Origin of the sequence: Chryseobacterium indologenes (assembly GCF_002025665.1) — a bacterium.
Classification (GTDB): Bacteria; Bacteroidota; Bacteroidia; order Flavobacteriales; family Weeksellaceae; genus Chryseobacterium; species Chryseobacterium metallicongregator.
Genome location: NZ_CP018786.1, coordinates 4930800 through 4952014, shown reverse-complemented (window position 1 = coordinate 4952014; position 21215 = coordinate 4930800). Strand labels below are relative to the sequence as shown.

The window sequence follows — 21215 nt, the reverse complement described above, 5'->3', positions numbered from 1 at the left end:
AAGCTGAAAATAAAAGTTCGGCGGCTTCAAAGAAGCCGCCGAACCTGTTTTATATTATGTTCCGTTTAAAATCCTACCTGGAATCCTGCTTTAACCCCGAATTTAGAAATATCAGGTCTGTCCAGATAATTTCCTCTCCAGTTGAAATCCACTCTGAAGATTCTAAGGTTTCCAATTCCTATATTTTCAATCCCGAATCCATATTCATAATAGATATGTTCGCTTGGTGCAGAATATTTAAAACCTTCTACATTAATTGCTTTGGAAGCATCACTTAATGTACCATAGGCTCCTCTGATAAATGCAACTTCTCTCAGTTTCAGTTTTTTAATCAAAGGAATGTAAGAAAGGATCTTACCGTTAAAATGATGTTCTAATTGAAGAGTCGTATACGCATCCGTCACAAACTCATAATAATTAAGCTGAGAGAAAGTATTCGGTACCAAACCATAGGAAAGGTTTGCCGGAATAATATTCTGTAATGCCAAAGGAACTGTATTGAAGTTCTTTCCAGCTTCGAAATTAACCACTAATTTTCCCATACTTCCAATTAAAAACGGCTTATAAAGCATGAATTGAAGTTTGTCATAATTGAAATCGGCATTAAATAATCCTTCAATTCCTCGTGTATATCTTAAAACAATAGTTGGAGCTAAGTTTCTGGCTTGGTAACGGTCAATACCAGTTTGTGAGAATTTTGCACCAGGTTTGGCTATTAAACTGATGGTAACGTGCGAGTCATTAACTGTTTGTCTCAACTGCCCGTCTTTATAATACATCAGATTGAATTTCTCAGGAATAGCAGACTTAATACTCTGCATCACTCCATCTACTCTTATCTGGAAGTTCTTCCATGGTTCAATAGCTGCAAAAACGCTTGTTTTGTTTACGGAACTTAAAGAAATGTTTTCTCCTCTTGCAAAAAAGGTACTGGTAGATGAAGATTGCGGCGTAACACCATCACCTGCTGTAAGCTGTCCCCCAAGCTGAACAATATCTCTGCTGGTGCCTGCTCCAATCATAAAGCGGTTAAGCTTATTGAACATATATCTTGCTTCCACTCCATATTTAAACTGTTGATCTTTGAACCCATACGCTGTATAAAACTGAGCTCTCCAGGTATCATTCAATCCGAAATAGGTTCTTGCTCCTAATCTTATCCTGTCCCCTTCTACTTCATTTCTTCCGTAAATTGAGAAAATAGGACCAATATCTATTCCTTTAAAGGCATTATAATACCTTGAACCAAGTGTTTCAAACAGTTTTACCATTCGGTTGAATTTCGGAGTCTGCTGAAGCTGGTCAAGCATATTATAAACACCCTGTTCGGCTTTAGATAAAGTGTCAGGTCTGGCTTTAGTCCAATATGCATCGTCTTTATTGGTGAACTTGTCTTCGTATTCTTCTTCGGTACGTTTGAATACTTTAGGATCAAGAGGCTTGTTGAATTGATACTCGGAATAATCTACCGATCTTTTGGCTATGATACTCTTGGCGCCTTTCTTTTTTGAAAAAGGGCTCATTTCAAATTCAGTAATCAGTTTTTTAGGAAGAAATGTAGCGTCATCAGGGTTGTCGTATTCCACCTGAGTATACACGCTGTTGACAAAGTTGACATTGATTTTTTGTGTTGACTTCAATGTTGCTCCTAAAACAGCATAGGTATCTGTATCAATATAAAGATTTCCCTGGAATGCAAGGATATCTTTTCTCTTAGGCTGATACCTTATCTGGAAGGCTTTTTCCCCACGAATCGTAATGGTGTCCATAAGACTATAATCATAGGTGCTGAAGCCATCTGTTCCCACGGGACTCTGGAAGCCAATATCGAAATAATTTAAAGTATTGTCGTAGATATTAATATCACGATATAAGTTTTTAGCAGAAACCGTAATCACCTGATTGTCCTGAAAACCTGAGGTCTTTTGAGCAACTAATGTTCTTTTGCTATCCTTATCAGGTCTGTTTTTACCAAAGTTCTCATAAACGGCTTCATTGATGAAAATAGGGAGGCCTAATCTTCCGCTTGCTGTAGAATCTGCATAGTCAAAAATAAAATCCAGTTTGTTGAAAATCTTTTTCTTCATGAACGCACTGTCAAGATTGTTCAGATCAAACTGTGTTTTTTCGTATTCTTTATACGAATAGGTATCGAACTTCTCAAGTCCGTTATTCCTTTTTTGAGCCCAGACTTTCTGCATAATCGCATAGGCCGGGTTTTCTTTCTTGTTCTTATATTTTGTTTTACCACTTTGAAGAACAATTTCCTGAATATCACTTACTTTGGCCTGCGAAAGCTGTACGAAAATATTGTCAGCATTTTCGGGAGTGATATCAAGGGTTTCTGTAGTGTAATTTTTTCTGGAAAATTTTAACTGATGAATGATGCTATCAGACTGAATGATGAAACTGCCTGAAGTTGTCGTCAGGACAGGTGTTTTACTGTCGTTGATAAAGATATCAACTTTATTGAGTTCTTTACTGTTCTTTTCGTCAACTACCTTACCGCTCGCTTTGTTTTGAGCGCATACGGAACCGGTGAGAATCAGAAAGAAAAATAAAAGATAGTGTTTTTGGGAATTATTGTTTAACATCATTCGTTTCTTCAGGCAATTATCATAAACAAAAAGCATGCAGTTTATTTAAAAAATAGGTAAAAAAATAAAATATTTTTATTCTATCCTATAAAACGACAAAAGTAACGAAAATAATATATGTACAGGTTAAAAATTAATCGGAAAGTTTTAATGCTTAAAATATAATAATCAGGGAATTAAAAGAGAGCATAAGCCGCTATCTCTATAGCATATTCAGATGCTGTTTTAAGATTTATAAAATAAAAAAAGACTTACATTTCTGTAAGTCTTTTTTGCTCCTCCTGCTGGGCTCGAACCAGCGACCCTCTGATTAACAGTCAGATGCTCTAACCAACTGAGCTAAGGAGGAATTTCCTTTGTTTTAAGTGGTGCAAATATAATAGGAATATCCGTACCAAGCAAGTTTTATCCTTTATTCTTAATAGTTTTTAACTAAATGTATTGAAATTCAATAAGAAATATTTTCAGAAAATTTCAGGTAAAGCTAGATGTCTTCAAATAAATGTTGAAAATAGCGTTCTGGTGATTCCAAAAAATTCTTTGTGAGCTGATAGTGCTCTGTTTCTTTATAGTGTGTTTTTTGAATTTTATTATCAAGCAGATAAATTTCTGCAGTCGGATAACTCATTAAGATCGGAGAATGGCTTGAAATTATAAACTGAGCCTTCCCTGTTTTTTCTAATTTGTGAATAATAGAGAGTAAGGAAAGTTGCCTTTGTGGTGATAAAGCGGCTTCCGGTTCATCAAGAAGATAAATTCCGTGTTGAAAATGGTTATGGAATAATGATAAAAATGCTTCACCATGGGACTGTTGGTGTAAAGATTTCCCTCCATAGGCTTCCAGAACTCTTTGGTCCTCTTCAGCAACTTCATCAATATAGGTCGCAAAGTTGAAAAAACTTTCAGCCCTCATGAAAAAACCTTGAGAAGTTTTATGATGCCAGGAAAGAGTAAGATATTCCGACAGCATCGATTCTGTTTTATGAAAGTTGTAATTATGATTGCGATTTCCTCCGGCAACATTGAAATTACACTTGTCTGCAATGGCTTCAAGCAGAGTGGATTTTCCAATTCCATTTTCGCCAACAAAAAAAGTAACATTGCTTTTTAGCCTTATATCTAGACCCTTGCGCAAAAAAGGCAGGGTGAAGGGGAAGTCTTGTGGACAATTATCTTTTAAATAAATTCTGGATAAATAAGGCATTTTGCTTGATAAAAATTATTACCCTTATCAAGCAAAATATGTGCAAAAAATAGGAACTAGTCTTTATTTCTTCAAATCCTTAAGTATTTCCTGAACAGCTCTTTCCAGTTGTGGATCATTGTTCTGAAGACGGTCCATAAAGGTGTTTTTAACATAAATATCAGGTTTTACACCTGTTTTTTCAAGATTCTGTCCGTCTAATGTGTAAGTTCCCCATGAAGGAAGTCTATAAGAAGATCCGTCTACCAAGCCTTTTGCTGAAGTGAAAATAATCCATCGATAAGTATCCTGACCGATAATTTTACCCAACTTTAGAGCTTTGAATCCGGCTGCTGTCATTTCAGCGTCACTTAATGAAGCTTCATTAATCAAAAGAACAACAGGTTTTCCGGAAGGAGCGAAGTTCGGTTGTGTTGTTATTTTCCCTTCACGGTATTTCCATTGCAGATAAGGTCTCTGAGAAAGGAAATTTAATACTTTGTCATGAACATTTCCACCGGTGTTGTAGCGTAAATCGAGAATAACAGCGTCCTTTCTGTTCTCCTGTTCTACCATATCCAGAAGGAATCGGTCCAGCTCGTCAGTGGACATGTTTTTCATGCAAGAGTAGGCAATACGGTTGTTGCTAAGCTTGTCAACACGCTGATGATTGTTATAGATCCAATCATCGTAAAGCAATCCTTTTAATTCTCCATTAGAAATCGGATGTACTTTGGTTGTTACAATTTTACCATCACGATTAAAGGTAAGAACAAGTTCATCTTGTTTTTTAGGGCTTGTGAAATAGGTTTCGATATTTTCGTTTTGATCAATCTTCTTTCCGTTGACAGAAGTCAGTTGATCGCCAGGTTTGATGTCAACTCCTGAACGGTAAGCGGGAGATTTTCTCACAATGCTTTCTACCGTGTAAGGCTGGTCTTTTTTGAAGATAATTCCGGTTTCGTTGGTGAAATAGTTCAGGAATACGGTTTCCTCTTTTCCAGTAGATGAAAATCCGGTATGTGAAGAATTAAGCTCGCCCAGAAGATCATTCAATAAAATTCGCAGATCATTTCTGTTATTTACATACGGAAGGTACTTTGCATACTGCTCCTTTTTGGCTTTCCAGTCGATACCATGGAATTTTTCATCGTAGAAGTTTTCTTCCACACCTGTCCATGCTTCAGCATACATCTGCGTAAATTCTGATGCCAGATCTTTATCAAAGCTATATTGGATATTGATTTTCTCAGGCTTTAATGCAGCTACAGTTGTTTTGTAGATATTACCTTCTATCAGAGCGAATAGGTTTTTCTCATTTTTGGTTAAATAATAAGCTGCTTTATCGAAAACTTTTTCAGATTTGGCGGGCTCAAAATCAGTGAACACCTTTTTATACAATTGTCTTTTTCCATTATCCTGATTAGAATTAAATAATAGAATCTCTTTTTTGTCATCAGCAAAAACGGTCGGATCATCCTGATATCCATATCGGTCGGTAACCAGCTCAATTCTGTCCAGAGTATCTTCAGGATTTACTTTCAGCTCTTTGATTACCGGTTCTTTTTCTTCTTTTTTCTCTTTGTTCTTGTCTTCCCCTTTTTTGTCCTTCTTATCTTTATCCTTTTCTTTATCCGAAGATTTTGTTTCCTTCTTTTCTTCAGTGAAAAGATTGTCGAATTTTTCAGATTTAAAAGGTTCATCAAACCAATCCAGGGCCATGCGGTAAATGTTAGATTTCTGCATGCCTAGAGGGTAAGACGGATTGGTTCTGTCACTCGTGAAATAAATATACTTGCCGTTTGGAGACCATACAGGATCTTCTTCTGAAACTCCAGTGTTGGTAAGGTTTAAAGTCTGTGCTTTTTTAATATTGTAGATGAAGATATCGAGTTCGAAGTTTCTTTTTGCAGAGAATAATACATATTCGTCATTAGGAGAAAAGGAAGGTCTTGAGTTTTGGAAAGCCCATATTTCATCCTTCACAATGGTTGTAGATTTTAAGTTTTTTAAATCCAACAATCTTACTTCATCTCTCCCGCTTAAGTAAACGGCTTTTGAAAGGTCGCTGTTCAGGGTGATGCTGCGGTTATTTCGTAAATCTTCTGTTAATTGCTTTGGCTGTCCTTTTCCGTCTGCCTGAATCGTAAACCAGTTTTGATAGCCGTTATAAGTCTGATTGTAAAGTAAAGTACGGTTGTCTTTCAGCCATTTTACTTCCATAGCACGTTCTTTACCGTCAGAAACTTGTTGGGCAAACTTTCCTTCAATATCAGAAACGAATATGATACCACGGCTTATGAACGCCATTTTTTTACCGTCCGGAGATACATCATAATAGGAAATATTATTTTCCACATTGAAATTCTGAGCTTTTTCCAGGGTTTTATTAGTATTCAGGCTGATGTTGAGTGGAGTTGTTTTTTTTGAGGTTACATCATAAGTATAAAGCTGATAATCTTTTTCAAAAATAACTTTGGATCCGTCGGCTGAAACAAAAGGTTTTTTAATAGAAGTATCGAATTGGGTTAAAGCAGTTTTTTTACCATTTTCGATTTTATAAAGATTGTATTCGCCATTATTTTCATCAGAAATGAAATAGATAATGCCGTTTTTATCTACACTTGGATTGAAGTCTTTTCCTTCATAATTGGTGTACTGTTTGAAAGAATTGCTTTTTGGATTGTATCCGAGAATATCAGGATTATTTTCTCCCTTATAACGCTTTCTCTGTACCTGGTGGGCGCTTTCAGATGAGCTTGTGAAAAGATATTCTCCTGCAGGAGTTTCCACAAGTCCATTGGTATAGTTAAAGTAATTATTGAAAAGTTTTTCTGGAGTTTTTCCTTCAATAGTCGTTTTAAAACTTCCGAAATTATTATTTCTGGTGGAAGTAAAATAAATCGTTTTACTGTCCCATGCCCAGCTTTCCATTTCGTCTCTTCCGGTATGGAAAGTCAGCTGCTTGATGGTTCCGCCTCCCGCGGGCATTACATAAACATCATAATTTCCGTATTGGTTAGAACTGAATGCAAGCCATTTTCCATCCGGAGAAAGGCGGGGATTGATTTCTTCCCCGTCCAGTGCGGTAATTCTTGAAGCATTTCCTCCATTGGAATCTGCTTTCCAGATATCACCGTCATAAGAGAAGTAAGCTGTTTTTCCATCAGGACTCAATGACGGGCTTGATAAAAAATAAGACTTTTCCTGCGCCGAAATCCCTATAATAGAAAATGCTGTGAATAACGAAATAATAGTTTTCTTCATGGTACAATTGGGTATTTATTCAATACTATATATTGGTTTTTATTATTCTTTGTCGTTTTAGAGCGTATTTGTGAGGATTTTCTTAATACCGATTACCCTAAAAAGAATAGTCGGATGATTGGGGAAATCGTTACATGAAAAATACTTGAAAGGGCAGATGATATTCAATACAATAGGTCAATATTTCATAAAAACTTAAGATAAGTTGCAAATATCTGTCTTTTTATGGTTATTACAGTGCCTGTTCAGATGAAAGCACAAAAAAAGACTTACATTTCTGTAAGTCTTTTTGCTCCTCCTGCTGGGCTCGAACCAGCGACCCTCTGATTAACAGTCAGATGCTCTAACCAACTGAGCTAAGGAGGAATGTCCTTTGTTTTAAGTGGTGCAAATATAGGACGAATATTTATACCCTACAAATATTTTTAAGAAAAATTTTAAAAAAATTATAATTTACCCATAAATACTTTGAAGATGTCACTTCCAAAGATCAGTAACATCAATCCTAACAGGAAGATAACTCCAATCATCTGTGCGTTTTCCAAAACTTTCTGTGGAACAGGTTTCCCTACAATAATTTCATATAAAGTAAATAAAACGTGTCCACCATCAAGTCCCGGAATAGGAATAAGGTTCAGGAATGCCAACCATACAGAGAACATTGCTGTAAAGCTCCAGAAAGCAACCCAGTTGATCTTAACGCTTCCATCCGCATCTTTATCCACAGGCATATTCTTTACAATAGCAATAGGACCTCCAACGTTCTTATAACCCTGAACTTTAGAGTTGAACATAATTTTAAACTGCTTAACCTGAGTAGTTAATGCTTCAATAGTTCTTGTAAATCCTCTTGGAATAGCTTCTCCGAAAGAATATTTTTTATTCGTTACAATATCTTTTGCAATACTTTTTGTATCAATTGCAATCCCCAGTTTTCCGTTTTTATCTACAGAAACTGCCGGTAATGTCTGTACAGCTCCATTTCTTTCAACGTCTACAGAAATTGTTTTTCCTTTATTTTCACTTAAAAGAGCACTTACTTCATCAAAGAATGCTGCTTTCTTACCGTTGATTCCTACAATTTTATCACCTTTCGCAAGACCAGATGCCTGAGAAGAAGGAGTTGCTAATGAATCAACAACCATAGAAACTCTTGGAGTGATATATAGTCTGGCTTCTTTCTGTTTAAGAACATCTGCTACACCATCTGCATTCACTGGGAAAGTAACTTCCTGCCCGTTTCTGTTTACGGTAACATGATCTCCTAATAGAATATTGATTGAAGTATTTTCAAGTCTTTCCGCAGGTTTTCCGTCTACGCTGATGATTTTGTCACCATTCTGGAATCCCATTTTCTTTCCTGCTGAAGTAGCTTCAATACCGTTGTTGAATTTTGTGATATCCGTATAGGTTTCTCCGTTAAAGAAAGAAAGACAGCTGTAGATTAACCATGCAAGGAAAAAGTTAACAGTAACCCCTCCCAACATAATGATCAGTCTCTGCCAGGCTGGTTTTGATCTGAATTCCCATGGCTCTGCCGGTTTTTTCATTTGGGCAGTATCCATACTTTCGTCCACCATTCCTGCAATCTTCACATACCCTCCGAAAGGAAGCCATCCGATACCATATTTGGTTTGCTCAGGGTGTTTTCTCCAGTCGTTGTCCGGAAGTTTTGATATATCGATAGGAACTTCTTCCTTCTTTCCATTAACCTCTATTACTTCAGAATCCGGTAAGTTTTTTGATAAAAATTTATACTGCCATTTTCCGTTGATTTTCTTCATGGAGAATATGGAGAAATAAGGATCAAAAAACAGGAAAAACTTCTCTGCTCTGGTCTTGAACCATATTGCCGGTAAAAAATGGCCAAGCTCATGAAGAAGCACAAGTATAGAGATGCTCAGAATGAACTGAAAAAGTTTAATTGCTATTTCCATTAATAAATTTTAGATTTTAATTTGCAAAGGTAACAATTATCAAAACTATGCCAAATAAAAAAGCTCCCCGAAACAAGAAGCTTTGTCATATTTAAAGACGATTTGATGATAAGATTATAAATTGAAAGAAACACCAAGGCTGCCATTATTACCAACCTCTGCAAAGACTCCGATTTTCTCTGTGAAGAAATAACGGGCTCCAATGTGAGCTCCCACTCCAAAGTCTCTCCCTAGAACTCCAAGGTCTACTCCAGGATAGATGTCCCATTTGGAAGGAAGATTTAACGCTTCCTGCAAGTGAAAGTTCAGTCTTCCGAAAACAAAAACACGATTATCCTTATCGTTGTTTTTATAATTGTCGAAGTAGCCATTGATCCCGGCTCCTACTGAAATAAGTTTGTTGAGTCCATAGTCGTAAGTTCCCGTGATCCCGGTTCCATATCCCCACGCGCTCAGTCCCAGTTGTATTTTCTGATCTCCCTTTCCTGTCCAGGCCTGAGCATTAGCCATAGCGCCAAAAAAGAAGATCGCCACCATAAAAAACAATTTCTTCATAAATTTTTAATTTTAAGGGTAATAATAAAAAATATCTCTATCAAAAATGAAACCGAAAGAATGGCAGTAGTATAAAAATGATTGACTTTAATAAATTATTAAGAAATAGTGCCCGGTTTTTGTATGAAAAACCATCTTTTCAACCATTTAATTCTCCTTTTGTAAAGATAAAAGCTGTATTTTTATACTTCACATTTGAATAATTTAAAAAGAATAAAAGATGAAAGTTGTAGGGCTTAATTTAGATATCATCTGGAAAAATAAGACTGATAATTTTAAACTTATAGAAAACGAACTGCAAAATGTAGAGGCAGATCTGTTTCTTCTTCCTGAAATGTTTTCAACAGGCTTCTGTATGGATGCTTCAGAAGTTTCGGACAGAAATAATGAGTCACTGGAGTTTTTGAAAAAGATCTCGAAAGAGAAAAATGCAGCATTCTGCGGAAGTGCTCCGGTAGAACAGGACGGAAGTTTTTACAACAGGATGTTCTTTGTAAAGCCTTATGGTGAAACATTTTTTTATGATAAAAGACACCTGTTTTCTTTTTCCGGAGAAGATAAAGTGTACACGCCAGGAAAAGAAAGAGTAATTGTTGAATATAAAGGAATACGTTTCCTGCTTCAGGTATGTTATGATCTGCGGTTTCCTGTATTTGCAAGGAATAATGATGATTATGATGCTATTTTATATGTTGCCAACTGGCCCGAGAAAAGGGTAGGAGCATGGGAACATTTGTTAAAAGCCAGAGCTATTGAAAACTTATCTTTTGTATTTGGTTTAAACAGAATCGGGACCGATGGAAATGATCTGTTTTATCAGGAAAGCTCTCACTGCTTCTTTGGGGATGGAAAAGAAATTTCTCATAAACAGGGAAATCTTGTATCTGCAGAACTATATATGGAAGAATTGAACGATTTTAGAAAGCATTTCCAGTTTTTGAATGATAGAGATTCTTTTTCTATTGAATTTTAGGATTTTACCACAGGTTTCGCAGATCTTCACAGATTTTTAATTTCTATATAAAGAAAAATAAGCATAATTATCTGTGGAAATCTGTGGGAATTATAAAAAGCAAAAACTGTGAAAAATCACAGTTTAAGCATATTCTTGTAAAAGTTGTGTGAGGGTATTCACATCATGAACACCACTTTCCTTCCATAGCATTTCTCCTTTTTTGAAAATGGCCAGTGTAGGGACTCCACGCACGCCATACTGAGCTGCCAGTGCAGGATATTGATCTACATCTACCTTTATAATTCTGGCTCCTTCGCCAATATTTTCCTTTACTGTATTTAATACCGAAGACTGTACTTTACAAGGCTGACACCATGTTGCAAAAAAATCGATAAGTACTGGTCTTTCTGAATCTATTATTTCTTGAAATTTTTGTGACATAATTTTGGTTTTATTAGTTTGCTTCTTTGATTGTTTCATCCTGGATCGCTTTTACATTCTTCCAGGTTGTACCGTCATAAGCTTCCACTCCATTTTTCTTCAGAATTTCCATTGCCTGATCTGCCTGGATTCCTTTATTGCAAAACACAACAACTTTCTTACCTTTTAGAGTTTCTATATTGTTTTGAATATCTGCTAATGGAATATTGATAGCATTTTTTGCCGTTCCTGCAGTATATTGCTCTGGAATTCGGACATCTACCAATAGTACATCAGAACTGTTGACTACTTCTTTGATGTTGGCTGTAGGACCTGTAGCTGTAGGCTTTGTTTTACAGGCACTTAATGTAAATGCTAACGCTAAGAATAATCCAAAAAACTGAATTTTCATGATCTTATAGGGTCTTAGATTGACATACAAAATCTGTAGTTGGAAGTTTTTCCGTTTTTTTGATTCCGTTAAATCCTCCTTCTATTTCAGTAAAGTTTCTGATTCCGTGTGAGTTAAGAATGCTTGCTGCAATCATACTTCTATATCCGCCGGCACAGTGAAGGAAGAAGTGTTCAGAGTCATCAATGGTACGTGCCCAGTCGCTGATGGTATCTAATGGTTTGTTGTAAGCGTTGTCAATGTGTTCTGCAGAGTATTCAGTCAGTTTTCTTACATCAATTACAGTAGCGTCTGCTGTAAACTGCTCTGCAAATTCAGACGGAGTAATTCTTTTAACTTCGTCAATTTCCTTACCAGCATTTTTCCATGCTTCAAAACTTCCTTTCAGGTAACCAATCACATTATCAAAGCCTACTCGGCTCAGTCTTGTGATCACTTCCTCTTCAGTCCCTTCATCAGTAACTAATAATAAAGGATGCTTTACATCTACAATAAGGGTTCCTACCCATGGGGCAAAATCTCCTTTCAGTCCTATATTGATAGAGTTTGGAACAAATCCTTTATGGAAGTCCGCAGCTCCTCTTGTATCTAAAATTAAAGCTCCTGTTTCCTCTGCCAGCACTTCGAAATCTTCAGGTGCAACAGGCTGCAATCCTTTGTTCATTACAACGTCAAGACTTTCATAGCCGCCTTTATTTAAAGCTACATTCATTCCGAAATATTTCGGGGGAGCTGTTAAACCATCAAGAACTTCTCTGATGAAAGACTCTTTATCCGGTTGATTAAGTGCATAATTTGTCTTCTTTTGATTTCCTAAAATGTCTACTGTTTCCTTCTGCATATTCTTCCCACAGGCAGATCCTGCTCCATGAGCTGGATAAACTGTGATACTGTCATCCAACGGCATAATTTTGTTCTGAAGACTGTCGTAAAGAATTCCTGCAAGGTCTTCCTGAGTAAGGTTAGTCGCCTTCTGGGCAAGATCTGGTCTTCCCACATCTCCTAAAAACAGGGTGTCGCCTGTGAAAATTGCAGTTTCAACACCATTTTCATCGATTAAAAGGTAAGTACTGCTTTCCATCGTATGTCCAGGAGTGTGCATAACCTTTATTTTCACTTTCCCGATCTCAAAAATCTGATTGTCTTCAGCAATGATGGCATCAAATTCAGGAGCAGCAGTAGGTCCGTATACAATAGGGGCACCTGTTTTTTTGCTTAAATCCAAATGTCCTGATACAAAATCTGCATGGAAGTGAGTTTCAAAAATATATTTTAAAGTGACATTGTCTTTTTCCAGACGATCCAGATAAGGTTTTACTTCTCTTAGAGGATCAATAATGACAGCTTCATTCTCTGATACAATATAATAGGCACCCTGAGCCAGACAGCCCGTATATATTTGTTCAATTTTCATTGGGGTCTTTTTTTAATGAGTTAAAGATACGAAGTATTAGATAAATTCTAAATGAAATGTTAAATCCCATTGATAGTTTCTTTCAATACTTTGTTAAACGTGTGTTTAGTATGTGTTCTTTTTTTTAGCAAAAAGAATGCCTTACATAATGTCAATTAGTGAATACTGTTTTATATCATGTTCTTCCCATCGAACAAAATTTTTGAATATCGTGTTTACTCTAGCTTATAATATATTTTGTAAAGGATTTCATTGGTGTTTTCCGTAATGTTTTTATCTGTTTTGAATTGGAGATATTCATCTTTTTTAGCTTCTCCTTCATCATAATGGATCAGCCTGTTGTACCTGTCATAGAGGTAATCTTTAATTTTTCCGTTGTCTGCTAATCTAATAATTTCATCAAAATATTTTTTAGTGTCTTCTTGCATCGGCCAGTCTTTTTCATGGGTTTTATAGAATTCTATCATTTTGTCTATAGCATATACTTCAGACTCGATATTCATATCATTGAAGCCTGTCAGAAGTTCTTTTTTGTCTGCATTTTCTCCCAGCCATTTTATTTTTGCATACGCCGAAGCAATCACAGCATTGGTCATCATAGAATCTCTTTTGAGAACTGGAGATAAGATGATATCCGGAGTATGGCTGGTAGGAAGAGGCTTTTTAGCAGCTATATCCAATACACCAAAATAAGTCTCCGCTTTGGTTTTGAGTTCAGACAGCTGATCATGGGTCATTTCATCACTTGAGCTTCTGATTTTAAAACCCCATCCTCCACATTCATAAATAGAAAGAAGTGATTTCTTATGAGTATATTTTACGCCTTTGAAAAAATCACGCTCACCCATTGCATGATCAAATATGGAATAAATATAATGTACTTTTACCTGATCATTGGATATATTTCCAAACATAGGTTTTAAATCTACACTTTTATTAGAGTTTTGATTAAGAACAGTTTCATATATAGCAAACTCATCTCTCAAAAGCTGGTTGTCTACATATTTTTTAGGATAGATATATAAGGTGAGTACCGTTTTACTTTTTTTACTGTGTTGTTGTATATAACTTACCACAATATGCTTATTTTGTACATCATAAGATGTTATTTCTTCTCTTTGAAAACCAGACCATAAGAGTGGGAAAGTTACTGAGGTGGGAAGGTGTGTGTAATCGCCTTTAATCTGTAAATTGACAGGTTCGTTTCTTTTCTGAGAAAGGAACAAGGAGGAGTAAAAAGCGAAGATAATGAGTAGAGTTTTTTTTAATGAAATCATGTATGGTATATATGTTGTTCTCAAGGCTAAATTAAATAATAAATTTAGAGAACTAAGAATATAATTTAATCAATAATATTATTTTATTTACTCAAATTTTTACAAAAAATTTTATATTTATAAGTTAAAAAAGCGATCAAATGGCAGACAAAACACAATTTATTGAAGAACTTAACACTAGATACACTCCCAAAGGAGAGCATATAATATTAGGAAAAGGAATGTTGGACGGAGAAGTAGTCACAGAAGTGAACGTAACCATTCCCCTGAAAACCATAAACCGTCACGGTCTTATTGCCGGAGCTACGGGAACAGGAAAGACAAAAACATTACAGGTATTTGCAGAACAGCTTTCTCATGCAGGAATTCCCTCTTTGGTTCTTGATATTAAAGGAGATTTCTCCGGGATTGCAGAAGCCGGCCAGATGAATGCTATCATAGAAGAAAGATATGCCAAAACACAGCTTCCCTATAATCCGCAAGGTTTTCCGGTAGAACTCATGAGCATTTCCGGAGGAAAAGGTGTAAAATTGAGAGCTACTGTTACAGAATTCGGACCTGTTTTATTAAGTAAAATCCTTGAATTGAATGATACGCAGCAAAGCATCATGTCTATTGTCTTCAAATATTGTGATGATAAAGGCCTTCCATTGATCGATCTTAACGATTTGAAGAAAGTATTGCAGTATGTGACAGATAACGCACAAGGAAAAGCCGAGCTTGCGGCCAATTACGGATCTATTGCCCCAGCGTCTCTCGGAGCTATTTTAAGATCTATTGTAGCCCTGGAGCAACAGGGAGCAGCAGGATTTTTCGGTGAATTAAGCTTTGATGTTCATGACTTACTGGAAACAAGAGACGGAAAAGGAGTAGTTAATATCTTAAGAGTGGCGGATATCCAGAACAAGCCACAGCTTTTCTCCACGTTTATGCTTTCTCTTTTTGCGGAAATTTATATGACATTTCCGGAAGAAGGAGATAGCGGAAAGCCGAAATTGGTATTATTCATTGATGAAGCCCACCTGATTTTTGATGAAGCTTCGAAAGCGCTTCTTTCACAGATCGAAACAATGGTGAAACTGATCCGTTCCAAAGGAGTTGGGATCTACTTTATTACACAGATTCCCGGTGATGTTCCTGAAAATGTTCTTTCCCAATTAGGATTGAAAATACAGCATGCACTGAGAGGATTTACCGCGAAAGATAAAAAAGAAATTACCAAAGCCGTTGAAAATTATCCTACCACAGAATACTATAATGCTTCCAGTCTGATCCAGAATTTAGGAATTGGAGAAGCATTTGTTACAGCTCTTGATGAAAAAGGAATTCCAACCCCATTAGTACATACTTATCTGATCTCTCCGGAATCAAGAATGGATGTTTTGAACGAGGCAGAAATTTCTGATCTGACTTCAAGATCAGCACTTGTTGCAAAATATGAGCAGGCAATTGACAGAGAATCTGCTTACGAAATGCTTACTAACAGGATGGAACAGGCTGCACAAAACCCGTCACCTACACAAAAGACAAGACCGGTAAAGGAAGAACCCGGAATGTTTGAACAGGTATTGCAGAGTAAAGCTGGCCGTACTTTTACCTCTACATTAATGAGAGAAGGAGCAAAAGCTATTCTCGGAATGTTCGGTTTGGGAGGCAGAAGAAGATAATTTTGAAAGACAACCTGCTGTATTTTGATATATTTTTTGTTATTTTAGCAGGTTATCTTTACTTAACAAAGAAAAATAAGGCCGTATTTTATTGGGGAATAAGAGACCGGTTTTAAATATTAAACTAGAAAAACAGCAGTTAACACACATTCATGTATTCAATTATAGATATAGAAAGTAATGGTGCAGGTTATAGAAATGAATGCATTATAGATATCGCCATTTACAGATATGACGGTCAGAAAATTATAGACCAGTTTATATCTCTGGTAAACCCAGAAGGTGATATTACTCCTTTTGTACAAAAACTGACCAGTATTACCCCGAAAATGGTCAAAACTGCTCCAAAATTTCATGAAATTGCCAAAAGAGTGATAGAAATTACTCAAAATACAACTTTGGTAGGGCATAATATTGATTTTGATTACAGGATGCTTCGCCAGTCATTCAAAAGGCTTGGTTATGATTTTAAAATCAATACTTTAGATACAATTCCGTTAGCGAAAAAACTGATTCCAGATGAGGTAAGTTATTCGTTGGGAAAACTGGTGAAATCATTGGGTATTCCTTTGACCAATCATCACAGGGCGGAAGGTGATGCAAGAGCTACCTTAGAACTTTTCAAACTTCTGATTTCGAAAGATACCGAAAATGAAATCATTCAGAAGCAGCACGATGAGTCTAACGCCAAAACGTATATCAATAAGATCAAAGAACTGACCCAGGATCTTCCTAATGATAAGGGATTTGTATACTTTCAGGATGAAGCTGGGCGTATCATGTTCTCTGATTATGTTCAGGACATTAACAAGTTTTCGAAAAAAGTATTCAATTCCAAATCAAAAAAATGGGAACAGATTCAGAAAGATGTTGAGCAGATTAATTTTGAGCTTACCGGAACAGATATTATTGCCAAACTGATCCTGAATTCCAAGAATATTAAAAAGAAAGAAGTTTTACCTTTCGGCTTATATTTCAGGAATAATAAATATGTGGTTGAGAAAAATAAACTTAATAAAACTGAGAAACCGGTTTTGAAATTCAGATCATTTACTCAGGGGACAAAAGCTGTTCAGTTTATTGGTTCTCAGGAAGAATTTAAAGATTTTTCTGTTTTGAAACAAAAAATTGAATTCAGAAAAAGAAATGAACTTTGGCTTGGGCCTGGAAGAAAATTAGGAGAAAAGTTATTTTTAATCATAGAAAACGGGAAGGTGGTTTCCTTTGGATTCTATGAGCTGTTTACGCAGATTCAGACACTGAGTAAGCTGGCTAAGTTGAAAATTGATCTTCCGCTATCTTCCACAGATCTGAATAACGAATTGCAGTTGGCGCTTCTTCGCGGGGATTTTGAGACATTACCGTTACCGAAGTAAAAGAGTGTCTATACGTTACAAGTTGTCTTCTGAAGACAATACTTGTAAAATCAATTTTTAAAAAGTAAAAAATAAATAGTATTTTTGCAAAAAATAAATACAAGCAATGCAAAATTTTAAACAAAATAAAACTGGAAAAAAGGGAGCTGTAAAGTTCTCTAAGGTTTGGAATATTTAAAAGAGTTGTCTTGCATAAAAAATAATCAATGTGGCAGGCTCTTTTCTGAAGAATCTGCCTTTTTTTATGTTAAAATGAAATTATGAATTCAAAAGAATTATTAAAAATTGCCAATGAGTTTGGTACACCAGTGTATGTTTATGATGCGGAGTCCATCAAAGTTCAATACGAAAAACTTACCTCTTCATTTTTAAAACATACGAAGTTCTTCTACGCAGCGAAGGCTTTAACGAATATCAATATTCTTAAATATGTCAAGAACCTGGGTGCATCTTTGGATTGTGTATCTATTAACGAAGTTAAACTAGGATTGAAGGCAGGATTTTCGAAAGAAAAGATATTGTTTACTCCCAATTGTGTTGACCTGGCTGAAATAGAAGAAGCAATGACTTTTGGAGTTCATATTAACATTGATAACATTTCTATTCTTGAACAATTCGGGAATAAATACGGAAATACTTATCCGATTTTAGTAAGAATTAACCCACATATTTTTGCCGGCGGTAACTATAAGATTTCAACAGGGCATATCGACAGTAAATTCGGTATTTCCATTCACCAGGTTCGTCACATCGAAAGAGTGATGAAAAGTACCAACCTGAATGTTGAAGGACTTCACATGCATACAGGAAGCGAAATTAAGGATCCGGATGTATTTCTTCAGGCTTTGGAGATTATGCTGGAGCTTTCTGAGCATTTTCCGAACCTGAAATATCTGGATATGGGAAGTGGTTTCAAAATCCCTTACCAGGACAGTGAAGAAGAAACTGATGTAAGAACATTAGGTAAAAAAGTAGAAAAAGTAATTTCTGAATTTTCAAAATCTACAGGGAAGAAATTCGAATTATGGTTTGAACCCGGGAAATTCTTAGTTGGGAAAAGCGGATATTTATTGGTGAAAGCTAATGTAATCAAGCAGACGACGGCTACTGTTTTTGTTGGTGTGAATTCAGGATTTAATCACCTGATCCGACCAATGTTCTATGATTCTTACCATATGATTGAGAACCTATCTAATCCGAAAGGAGCAGAAAGAATTTACACGGTAGTAGGAAACATCTGTGAAACGGATACATTCGCATGGGACAGAAAACTGAATGAAGTGAGAGAAGGAGATATCCTTGCTTTCCACAATGCAGGAGCTTATGGTTTTGAAATGAGTTCAAACTTCAATTCAAGATTAAAACCTGCTGAAGTGTTGTTCTTAGACGGAAAAGCACACCTTATCCGTAAGAGAGACGAATTTGAAGATCTGTTGAGAAATCAGATAGAAATAGTGATGTAAAATCCGAAACATATGATATAAACAGCCGCCTTTTTTGGGTGGCTGTTTTGTTTTAAAGTAAACATTCAATCTGTAAGGTTTCATCATAAATTCACAAAGTTTTAACATGGTAATAACGGGAAAATTTAAATTTAATTAGCTAAATTTGATAGAGATAGGATGGGAATTATCTTTCTCAATTACTATTTTTCACCCAAAAACAACCACCAAAACAGAGTAATTATGGCAAAAAACATCGCAGAGCAGATTGTTGAAATGCTCGAAAATGCCAATGTGAAAAGAATTTATGCAGTAACCGGCGATAGTCTCAACCATTTGAATATTGCGGTCAAAAAAAGCAATATTCAGTGGATTCATGTAAGGCATGAAGAAGTAGGAGCTTATGCTGCTGCTGCAGAAGCTGAGCTTGATGGTTTGGCAGTGTGTGCCGGAAGTTGTGGTCCAGGACATGTTCATTTGATTAACGGAGTTTATGAAGCACATCGTTCCCATGTCCCCATGTTGGTGATTGCTTCCACGATTCCCAGTGATGAAATGGGAATGGATTACTTTCAGGAAACGAACACAATAAAACTTTTTGATGACTGTAGCTACTACAACCAGATGATTACCCGGCCGGAGCAGGTACAAAGAACGGTACAGACTGCTATTCAACATGCAATTTCCAAAAAAGGAGTTGCTGTGATAGGACTTCCGGGAGACGTTTCTGAACTGGATGCTGAAGAAGGTTCTACTTCCACCCAAATCTTTAAAACCAATCCTATGATAAGACCATGTGATAATGAACTAAAAAGCTTATCGGGACTTATAAATAAAAGCAAAAAAGTAACATTATATTGTGGAATAGGTGCTGCTGAAGCCCGTGATGAAGTGATTGCTTTGTCTAATCTGTTAAAAGCGCCCGTAGGATATTCATTTAGAGGAAAAATGGCTATCCAGCCCAATAACCCTAATGAAGTGGGACTTACAGGATTGTTAGGATTTCCTTCAGCGTATCACGCCATTCACGAAGCTGATCTCGTTATTCTTCTTGGGACGGATTTTCCCTATCAGAAATTCATGCCTGTAAAAAATAAAATCGTTCAGATTGATGAAAGTCCTGAAAGATTAGGAAGAAGAGCAAAACTGGAGTTGGGACTTACAGGAGATGTCAAAGAAACCATTAAAGCCTTACTGCCTTTACTTGACGAAAAAACTGATGTTCATTTCCTGAACGAGCAGCTGGCATTTTATGATAAAGTGAAAGAAAACCAATTGGAGTATGTCAAAGATTCTGGAAAAGAGAATGCTATTCAGCCGGAATATGTGGCGCATACTTTAAACAAACTTGCTAAACATGATGCTATTTTTACGGTAGATACCGGAATGTGCTGTGTTTGGGGAGCAAGATTTATTACAGGAACCGGAGAAAGGAAAATGCTGGGTTCATTCAATCACGGATCAATGGCGAATGCAATGCCAATGGCTATCGGAGCTGCTTTAGCACATCCTGGAAAACAGGTGATTGCCATGTGTGGAGACGGAGGATTATCTATGCTTTTAGGTGATATGGCCACTATTTTTCAGTATAAACTCCCTATAAAATTAATTGTTTTCAATAACAGAACCTTGGGAATGGTAAAGCTGGAAATGGAAGTTGGCGGAATGCCGGATAATGAAACAGATATGATTAACCCGGATTTTGCAATGGTGGCACACGCAATGGGCTATCCCGGAAAGAATGTTCATCATCCCGAAGAAGTAGAAAATGCTATCAAAGAATGTCTGGATCACAACGGACCTTATCTTCTGAATATTTTCACCAATCCTAATGCGTTGGCTCTTCCTCCTAAGATTGAATTTGACCAGATTATGGGAATGACGAAATCTATGGCTCAGCTGATGCTTGGCGGTAAAATGGATGAGGTTTTTGAAACCGTAAAAAGCAATTATAAACATATTAAAGGTCTGCTATAAGATTAAAAAGCAGTGAATTCAAAACTTGTTTTGAATTCACAATATTTAAACTCTAAAACTTCATGCTTTGCGTGAAGTTTTGTTTTTTATAAATAAGCTAAATATTTACCTTTGTTTATTATTTGTAAACAAAATTATGAGAGCAATACTTTTATTTTTGGCTTTATGTGCAGTTAATTTTTCGTTTGCACAGGATCAGGAAGAACGGGATGATTCTTTTATCAGGGAGAGTAATAAAAATGTTCTGAAAATAGATATCAAAGAACCTTTTATGCAGGTGGCTGTAAAATGTAATGATTTTAAACCTGCAGCCTATGAAGGAGGTGTTGCGGCTTATAAAGAAATCCTACACAAATATATGTACGCATACCTGAATTCTGATTTCTATGCTCTTACAGGTGATTTTACATTTACCTTAGTGCTTGATGCTAAAGGAAAAGTAGTAGATGTGAAAGGAATGCCCAAAGTACAGAATAGTGAAGTTTTTTTTGATGATATGCAATATGTAGTAAGAAGAATAAAGAAAAACTGGACTCCGGCATCTTGTGGCGGGCAACCTGTAGCTTCCCAGATTAAAGTTAAAATGAACTTCTCTTCAATGTCTGTGGATATTGATTAGATGCAAAGGTTTTCTTTTCAAAATTTAAACGCAGGGAGGTATTTATTAAAGGGATAAAATAAGCTCTGGAAAGAATAAAAATCAAATGGAAACCATTATCAAAAAAAAAAAAGAGTT

Annotated in this window: 15 protein-coding genes and 2 tRNA genes; 6 read left to right on the top strand and 11 right to left on the bottom strand. The window is 36.1% G+C overall.

Annotated elements, in window-relative coordinates:
• Nucleotides 1-65: 65 nt before the first annotated feature.
• The 7 genes from BUE84_RS22355 to BUE84_RS22325 form a co-directional block, all read right to left on the bottom strand.
• Nucleotides 66-2597, bottom strand: a complete 2532-nt coding sequence (locus BUE84_RS22355) for a DUF5686 family protein (protein WP_238594313.1) — start codon at nucleotides 2595-2597, stop codon at nucleotides 66-68.
• A 275-nt stretch (nucleotides 2598-2872) separates the two neighbouring features.
• Nucleotides 2873-2946, bottom strand: a tRNA-Asn gene (locus BUE84_RS22350).
• 135 nt (nucleotides 2947-3081) lie between these two features.
• Nucleotides 3082-3801: an AAA family ATPase gene (locus BUE84_RS22345; RefSeq protein WP_079243557.1), complete on the bottom strand. Its 720-nt coding sequence runs from the start codon at nucleotides 3799-3801 to the stop codon at nucleotides 3082-3084.
• Between the two features lie 63 nt (nucleotides 3802-3864).
• On the bottom strand, nucleotides 3865-7047 hold the full coding sequence (locus tag BUE84_RS22340) for a S41 family peptidase (RefSeq protein WP_079243556.1): 3183 nt from the start codon (nucleotides 7045-7047) through the stop codon (nucleotides 3865-3867).
• A 292-nt stretch (nucleotides 7048-7339) separates the two neighbouring features.
• Nucleotides 7340-7413: transfer RNA gene (locus tag BUE84_RS22335), tRNA-Asn, on the bottom strand.
• An 80-nt stretch (nucleotides 7414-7493) separates the two neighbouring features.
• Nucleotides 7494-8984, bottom strand: coding sequence for an RIP metalloprotease RseP (gene rseP / locus BUE84_RS22330; protein ID WP_079243555.1), 1491 nt, complete (start codon nucleotides 8982-8984; stop codon nucleotides 7494-7496).
• A 114-nt stretch (nucleotides 8985-9098) separates the two neighbouring features.
• Nucleotides 9099-9539, bottom strand: coding sequence for a DUF6646 family protein (locus BUE84_RS22325; protein ID WP_047428734.1), 441 nt, complete (start codon nucleotides 9537-9539; stop codon nucleotides 9099-9101).
• 220 nt (nucleotides 9540-9759) lie between these two features.
• Between BUE84_RS22325 and BUE84_RS22320 the strand changes: the two genes are divergently transcribed.
• A complete protein-coding gene (locus BUE84_RS22320; RefSeq protein ID WP_079243554.1) occupies nucleotides 9760-10512 on the top strand; it encodes a nitrilase-related carbon-nitrogen hydrolase in 753 nt (250 codons plus the stop codon).
• A gap of 123 nt (nucleotides 10513-10635) precedes the next feature.
• Here the strand turns inward: BUE84_RS22320 and BUE84_RS22315 are convergent, their stop codons facing one another.
• From BUE84_RS22315 to BUE84_RS22300, 4 genes are all read right to left on the bottom strand, one after another.
• A complete protein-coding gene (locus BUE84_RS22315; protein WP_034692844.1) occupies nucleotides 10636-10935 on the bottom strand; it encodes a thioredoxin family protein in 300 nt (99 codons plus the stop codon).
• Between the two features lie 13 nt (nucleotides 10936-10948).
• A complete protein-coding gene (locus tag BUE84_RS22310; protein ID WP_079243553.1) occupies nucleotides 10949-11326 on the bottom strand; it encodes a rhodanese-like domain-containing protein in 378 nt (125 codons plus the stop codon).
• 4 nt (nucleotides 11327-11330) lie between these two features.
• Complete coding sequence (locus BUE84_RS22305; RefSeq protein ID WP_079243552.1) at nucleotides 11331-12740, bottom strand: MBL fold metallo-hydrolase; 1410 nt, start codon at nucleotides 12738-12740, stop codon at nucleotides 11331-11333.
• A 215-nt stretch (nucleotides 12741-12955) separates the two neighbouring features.
• A complete protein-coding gene (locus BUE84_RS22300) occupies nucleotides 12956-14017 on the bottom strand; it encodes a hypothetical protein (protein WP_079243551.1) in 1062 nt (353 codons plus the stop codon).
• A 140-nt stretch (nucleotides 14018-14157) separates the two neighbouring features.
• Here BUE84_RS22300 and BUE84_RS22295 point away from each other — a divergent pair, with 140 nt between their 5' ends.
• The 5 genes from BUE84_RS22295 to BUE84_RS22275 all read left to right on the top strand — a co-directional run bounded on the left by BUE84_RS22295 (nucleotide 14158) and on the right by BUE84_RS22275 (nucleotide 21098).
• Nucleotides 14158-15684, top strand: coding sequence for a helicase HerA-like domain-containing protein (locus BUE84_RS22295; RefSeq protein ID WP_079243550.1), 1527 nt, complete (start codon nucleotides 14158-14160; stop codon nucleotides 15682-15684).
• 152 nt (nucleotides 15685-15836) lie between these two features.
• Nucleotides 15837-17060 (top strand): PolC-type DNA polymerase III, encoded by a 1224-nt coding sequence (locus BUE84_RS22290; protein WP_079243549.1) that lies wholly within the window; start codon nucleotides 15837-15839, stop codon nucleotides 17058-17060.
• A 260-nt stretch (nucleotides 17061-17320) separates the two neighbouring features.
• Nucleotides 17321-18523 (top strand): diaminopimelate decarboxylase, encoded by a 1203-nt coding sequence (gene lysA / locus BUE84_RS22285; RefSeq protein ID WP_185117002.1) that lies wholly within the window; start codon nucleotides 17321-17323, stop codon nucleotides 18521-18523.
• 222 nt (nucleotides 18524-18745) lie between these two features.
• Nucleotides 18746-20479 carry a thiamine pyrophosphate-dependent enzyme gene (locus tag BUE84_RS22280; protein ID WP_079244014.1) on the top strand — a complete coding sequence of 578 codons (1734 nt, stop codon included), beginning with the start codon at nucleotides 18746-18748 and terminating at the stop codon, nucleotides 20477-20479.
• Nucleotides 20480-20615: 136 nt separating this feature from the next.
• Nucleotides 20616-21098, top strand: a complete 483-nt coding sequence (locus BUE84_RS22275) for a hypothetical protein (RefSeq protein ID WP_079243547.1) — start codon at nucleotides 20616-20618, stop codon at nucleotides 21096-21098.
• Nucleotides 21099-21215 lie beyond the last annotated feature (117 nt).